Consider the following 6043-nt stretch of genomic DNA (forward strand, 5'->3'; position numbering starts at 1 on the left):
CTCGCGTGCCTTCGGCGCGCTTGGTCGGAAAGTCAACGAGATGGGCCGTTGGTATGATTTGGGGCACACAAGACAATTCGCGCCTGCCTGATCGGCGAGAAATGGAGAAACCCTGACCCTCCCGCCCTTCGGCATGGCCGCCGGGCGACCGGACAGCGCGGCGCGCCACTGGCGGCCCGGTCCGCGCGATCCGGGAGCACCAAGCGCGCCGCTTTCGTCAGGAGACCCCGTGGTCCCTCCTCAGGCGTGCGCGGCCAGCATCGCGTGGAGTTGCGACGGAAACGCCTGATAGAGCCATGTCTCGCTCAGCGCCTTGCCGTCATGGCGGACGAACATGCGCATGTCGATCGGCTCGTCGGGGCCGCCGGCCGGGCCGATGTCGAGGTCGAACATCACCCGCCAGTCGTCGGCCCCGGCGATCGGATAGGCGACCGTCAGGCCGAGTGTGCCGCGACTGACGCCCACCACCGCCTCGACGCCGCTCGAGCGGTCCAGCCCCTCGAAACCCCGGCCTTCGAGATCGCAGACCACCTTGATCACGTTCGCCGGGCGCGGCTGGCCCGGGACGCCGCCGGCGCCGATCCGGGTGGCGGTGAACTGGGCGACGTTCGGCACCGGGCTCGCCTCGATCCAGTTCAGCCGATAGGAGATGTCATAGGCGTCGCCGCCGACGGCGTCGGCCTCGGGGCGCCAGAAGGCGACGATATTGTCGTGGATCTCGTCATTGGTGGAAAGCTCGACCAGCGTCACGTAGCCCTTGCCCCAGTCGCCCTTCGGCTCGACCCAGACCGTCGCGCGTTTCTCGTAGAAGACGCCGTCGTCCTCATATTCCGCGAAGCGCCGCTCGCGCTGCGCGAGGCCGAAGCCCCGCGGATTTTCGGCGGCGAAGCTGTTGGTCATCGCGTAGGGCGGGTTGTTCAGCGGCCGCCAGATCCGCTCACCGGTGCCGAGCAGGATTTCGAGCCCGTCGCTGTCATGCACCTCCGGCCGCCAATCGGGCGAGACGAAGTCGTTGTTCTTGCCGAACCAGTACATCGAGGTCAGCGGCGCGATGCCGAGCCGTTCGACCGCGCCGCGCAGAAAGATCGCGGCGTCGACATCCTGAAAGACGCCGTTGTCGCGCGTCGAGGCAATGCGATAGGCGCCGGTCGCCCGCGGACTGTCGAGCAGGGCATAGACGATGATCCCGCCGGCCGGCGCCTGCTCCAGCCAGAAGCGGGTAAAGCGCGGAAATTCCTCCGGCCCGGCGATCGCGGTATCGAGCGCGAGGCCGCGTACCGACAGGCCGAACTGGCCGGAATAGCCCGAGGTCCGCCAATAGGACGCGCCGAGGAAGGCCATCCAGTCGTTCTTCTCCTCCGGATCCATCACCCGGAAGCCGGCGAAGCCGGCGCCCTGACCGAGCATCAGCGCCGGGTGGTCGGCGGGCATGTCGAAGAGTTTGGTCGAAAACGGGATCTCACGCGCCTCCGATCCTTCGACCACGTAGATCCGCACCGGTTCCTTGAAATAGCGGCCGGGATGAAAGAAGCGCACCTTGGCAATGCCGGGATCGCCGCGCCAGAGCGTATCCTCTTCGCGAAACACGATCTTCTGGTGCAGGTCGTAGTCGATGCTGTCGAGCAGCGTCGCGTCGGGCACCTCGGCCGGCGCGAAGGGATCGGCGGCGAGCGCCTTCGCCATCTCGCGCAGATGGTCGAAGGAGAAGGGCTCGGCCGGGCCGGTGGCGATCTCCTCGCCCTCGGCGGCGGCGAGAAGGCCCGGCACGAGGAAGAAGGCGCCCGAGGCGAGCGCGGCGGCCAGCGCCTCGCGGCGGGTAAGGGAAGCGGTCATCGGGCGGGGCTCCTCCTGGATCGGGCGCGCGCGGCCCTCATCTGCTCGGCGGGGATGCTAGCGGCGGCCCCGGCGGGCCTCAAGGGGCCGAAGAGCGTCGCCGGGGCGATGGTTCGTCGCCGCCCTCGCTTCACGATCTCGACCGGCGCGGCGGGTCGCGCTAAGAGCGCTGTCAGGAAATTCGGCGGCGGAGGGCCGGCGCGGGTTTTTTGTGCCCCGGCAGGAGGTCACGGCGGGCAATATCGGGGATATTGTCCCCCGTGACCGACGCGACCCAGGCGCGAAAAGACCCGCCGGACCGACCTGTCCGGGTTTTCAAACGGATGCTCAGGCAGGGCATCAAGGAGGATCCCCCGCGATGTACCAACCTGACGCCTTTCGCGAGGACCGCGCCGACCTGCTCGCCGCGCTGATCCGGGCCGAGCCGCTCGGCCTGCTCGTCTCGGCGCCGGGCGGGTTGCCGGTGGCCGATCCGGTGCCGTTCCTGCTCGACGCGGAGCAAGGTCCGCGCGGCACGCTCCGCGCCCATGTCGCGCGAGCCAATCCGCACTGGCGGGGGCTGGCGGCGGCGCCGGACTGTCTCGTCGTGTTTCAGGGACCGGCGGCCTATGTCTCGCCCTCGCTCTATGCGACCAAGCGCGAGACGGGAAAGGTGGTGCCGACCTGGAACTACGTGGTGGTCCAGGTCCGCGGCCGGGCGCGGGTGATCGAGGACGCGGCCTGGCTGCGCCGCCAGATCGACGATCTCACCCGTGCGCGAGAGGCGGGCCGAGCCGAGCCCTGGGCGGTGGCCGACGCGCCCGAGCCCTTCGTCGCCGCGCAGATCCGGGGCATCGTCGGCATCGAGATCCCGATCGAGGCGATGACCGGCAAATGGAAGGTCAGCCAGAACCGTCCCGAGGCGGACCGTATCGGCGTCGCCGAGGGACTGGCCGGCGAAGCGCCGGCCATGGCCGGCCTGGTGGCCGAGCGGCGCCAGCGGTGACGGGCGCCTTCGCGCTCTATCTCACGGCGGCGGTCGCCGAGATCGGCGGCTGCTTCGCCTTCTGGACCTGGGCGCGGCTCGGGCGGTCGATCTGGTGGCTGGCGCCGGGCGTCGCGGCCCTCGTCTGCTTTGCCTGGCTGCTGACGCTGGCGCCGTCCGCCTTCGCGGGCCGCGCCTACGCCGCCTATGGCGGGGTCTATGTGCTCACCGCGCTCGGCTGGCTGTGGCTGGTGGAATCGGCCCGGCCGGATCGCTGGGACATGATCGGCGCCGCGCTCTGCCTCGCCGGCGCCGCCATCATCCTGTTCGGACCGCGCGCCACGGGCTGAACGGGGGCCGTCATGGCGCGCGCGTCAGGCCTTCTGCTTGCCCATCAGGCGGCCGAACCAGCCGGGTTTCTTGTCACTCTCCTCGGTTACATCCGCCGGCGCGGCTGGCTCGATCGGTCCCTCCACCGCGAGCTGCAAACCATCGAAAAAACTGTCCGCCATCCTCACGACCAAACCGTCGATCAGCCGGCGGCCGAGTTTCGCCAGCTTGCGACCGACATCCGCTTTCACCGCGTAGTCGAGCTGGGTACCGCCCTCCACGTCGCTCAACCGGATGTCGGCGACACCCCTGGCAATGCCGGCAGCGCGGCTCTTGCCCCTGCCGGTGATGGTATAGCTTTCGCCCGGCACGACGTTCGTCAGCCGGATGGAACCGCGGAACCTGGCGCTGACCGGGCCGATCTTCTGCTTCACCACCGCCTCGAAGCCCTTTTCCGGCCCGCCGGTCATTTCCTCGCAACCGGAGACGCAGGATTTGAGTATCTCGGCGCTGGTGAGCGCCCCCCAGACCTGCTCGCGTGGCGCGGCGATCCGGCGCGAGCCTGAAATCTCCATCTGCTTCTCCTCCCCGGGCGTTCCTCCCGAGGAGGATAGCGGCAATCCTCCGTGGGCGCGAGTAGTGAGCGCTCCGGCGAAATCCGCCGCTCAGGCGATCTTTCGCCGCCCGGACTCCGCCGCGAAATCGGCGATCCGGACCATCGCCTCGGCCAACCGCGCATCCTCGACCGTCAGCGACACCCGGCACCAGCCGCGCAAGCTCTCGCCGAAGGAGCAGCCGGGCATCACCGCGACTCCGGTCGCATCGAGCAGCGACGATGCGAAGTCGAACCCGCCGAGGCCGGTCGCCCGCACGTCGAGCATCGCGAACATCCCTGCCTCGGGGCGCGACACGGCGAGCCCCGCGCAGCCGTCGAGCGCCTCGACCACCAGATCCGCCCGCCGTGACAGGCGCGCGCGCAGCTCCGCCGCCACCGCCGACGGCCCGTTCAGCGCGGCGGCCGTCATGTCGGCGATGAAGGGCTGGTTGCCGAACAGCATGGTCTCCGATAGCGGCAGCAACCGGGCGCAGAATTCGGCCGAGCCGACGCACCAGCCGCTGCGAAAGCCCGGCGCGGCATGCGACTTCGAGATCGACGAGGCGACGACGGTCCGCTCCGCCAGATCGGCGAAATCGAGCGGCGAGGCAAAGGGCGCGTCGAAGATCAGTTCCTCATAGACCTCGTCCGACACGATCCAGAGATCGCGCGCGCGGGCGAGATCGCCGAGCGCGCGAATGTCTTGCGCGGTCAGCACGGCGCCGGTCGGATTGTGCGGCGAATTCAGCAACAGCACGCGCGCGCGCGGCGTCACCCGCGCCGCGACATCCGCCGCGTCGAGCCGGAAGCCGCGTTCCGGCCGCAGCGGCACCGGCACCGGCGTCGCCCCGGTGGCGCGGATCACCCCTTCGTAGGTCGCATAGTTGGGATCGCCGACCAGCACCTCGGTCCCCGCCTCGGCCAGCGCCATCATCACGGCGTAGAGCGCGGTCTGGGTGCCGGGAAAGGCGAGGATATTGCGCGGCGCGATCTCGCGGTGGCAGCGGCGGGTGTATTTCTTCGCAAGCGCCAGCAGCAGGCCCGCCTCGCCGCGCCCGCTGGAATAGCCGGTCCGGCCGCGGGCAAGCGCGCCGGTCAGCGTGGCGACGAGTTCGGGCGGTGTCGGCAGATCCGGCTCGCCGACGGTCAGCCGGATCACGTCGCGCCCCTCGGCGGCCATCTGCTTCGCCCGATCGTGCAGCGCCCATTTGTGCGACCCGAGGCGGGCGAGCCTGTCGGTAACCCCGGCGAACTTCATGTCAGGCTCCCTTCCGATGCGAGATCGAGACCGAGCAGCGCCGCGACGGCCCGAAGGCCGAGTTCGGCGATTTCCGAAGGCTCGAACGCCTCGGGCAGCAGCCCGCCTTCGAGCCAGAGACCGTCCAGCACCGCGGTCGCCGCGATGCCGTGCCGGCGCAGCGTCGGCGCGTCGGCCGCTCGGCCCGCGTCGGCCAGCGCCGCGCCGATCAGCGCGTCGAGTTGCTCGCGAAAGCCGAGATAATTGGCGGCGTGGATCGCCCTGAGCCGCGGCGCCCGGTGCAGCGCGCCGACGAATCCGGCCCAGGCGGCCAGCAGCGCCGGATCGGTCGCATGCGCGCCAAGCACCGCGCGCACGAAGGCGCCGAGCCGCCGGCACGGATCGCCGGCGTGGGCGAGCGCCGCCTGGCTGTCCTCGGTCAGCCGGTCCATCAGCGCCTGATAGGCGACCTCGATCAGATGATCCTTGGAGGGGAAATAGTGCCGGATCAGCCCCTGCGTGACCCCGGCGCGACGGGCGATGGCCCGCACCGTCGCGGCCTGCAGACCACCCTCGCCGATACAGTCGAGGGTCGCGGCGATCAGCGCCGCGCGGCGGGTCTCCTCGCCTTCGTTGCGGAACGGTTTGCGCGGCGCGACGGGCCCGCCGTCTTTCGGGCTGTCCCCCATCGGGGGCTGGTCTTTCGCATCGAGATCGGACGACATCACAAGCCACGCACCGCCGAAACCACTCAACGCAACCAAATTATACAGTTGCACAAAATCCGGCAATCACCCGTGTCGCGCGTTGGTTACGGCATTCTCACCCGTTGCGCGAAAGTCGCACTTGACCGGGTTCCTGGCGCGGACCTTGCGGCGACCGGGAGGCGGAACACATATTCGACGCATGCCCTCGGACGGAGTTCGCCATGAGACGGGTTTTCCTCCTCGCCGGCCTCGCCACGACCCTCGCGGTCCCGGCCGGCCAAGCCCTGGCACAGGCGCAGGAGCGCTGCTACGGCGTCGCGCGGGCCGGTGCCAATGACGGCATCGGCGACGCCGAGGTACCGGGCGGCTCGAAGGTC

Annotated in this window: 6 protein-coding genes; 2 read left to right on the forward strand and 4 right to left on the reverse strand. The window is 70.0% G+C overall.

The features are described 5' to 3' along the window. Positions 1-240 precede the first annotated feature (240 nt). Positions 241-1833: a glucan biosynthesis protein gene (locus tag Q0480_RS11200; protein ID WP_299132956.1), complete on the reverse strand. Its 1593-nt coding sequence runs from the start codon at positions 1831-1833 to the stop codon at positions 241-243. Between the two features lie 358 nt (positions 1834-2191). Here Q0480_RS11200 and Q0480_RS11205 point away from each other — a divergent pair, with 358 nt between their 5' ends. Next, a complete protein-coding gene (locus tag Q0480_RS11205) occupies positions 2192-2818 on the forward strand; it encodes an FMN-binding negative transcriptional regulator (RefSeq protein WP_299132958.1) in 627 nt (208 codons plus the stop codon). After that, complete coding sequence (locus tag Q0480_RS11210; protein ID WP_299132961.1) at positions 2815-3147, forward strand: YnfA family protein; 333 nt, start codon at positions 2815-2817, stop codon at positions 3145-3147. Before Q0480_RS11205 ends, Q0480_RS11210 begins: the two co-directional genes overlap by 4 nt. Positions 3148-3171: 24 nt before the next feature. On the opposite strand, the gene Q0480_RS11215 is transcribed toward Q0480_RS11210, so the two are convergent. The 3 genes from Q0480_RS11215 to Q0480_RS11225 form a co-directional block, all read right to left on the reverse strand. After that, the gene (locus Q0480_RS11215) at positions 3172-3702 is read right to left on the reverse strand and encodes a CoxG family protein (protein ID WP_299132964.1); all 531 of its coding nucleotides are present in this window, start codon (positions 3700-3702) and stop codon (positions 3172-3174) included. Positions 3703-3792: 90 nt separating this feature from the next. Further along, a complete protein-coding gene (locus Q0480_RS11220; RefSeq protein WP_299132967.1) occupies positions 3793-4980 on the reverse strand; it encodes a pyridoxal phosphate-dependent aminotransferase in 1188 nt (395 codons plus the stop codon). Next, a complete protein-coding gene (locus Q0480_RS11225) occupies positions 4977-5648 on the reverse strand; it encodes a TetR family transcriptional regulator C-terminal domain-containing protein (protein ID WP_299132970.1) in 672 nt (223 codons plus the stop codon). Before Q0480_RS11225 ends, Q0480_RS11220 begins: the two co-directional genes overlap by 4 nt. Positions 5649-6043 lie beyond the last annotated feature (395 nt).

The sequence above is a fragment of the uncultured Amaricoccus sp. genome, assembly GCF_937891315.1.
Lineage (GTDB): Bacteria > Pseudomonadota > Alphaproteobacteria > Rhodobacterales > Rhodobacteraceae > Amaricoccus.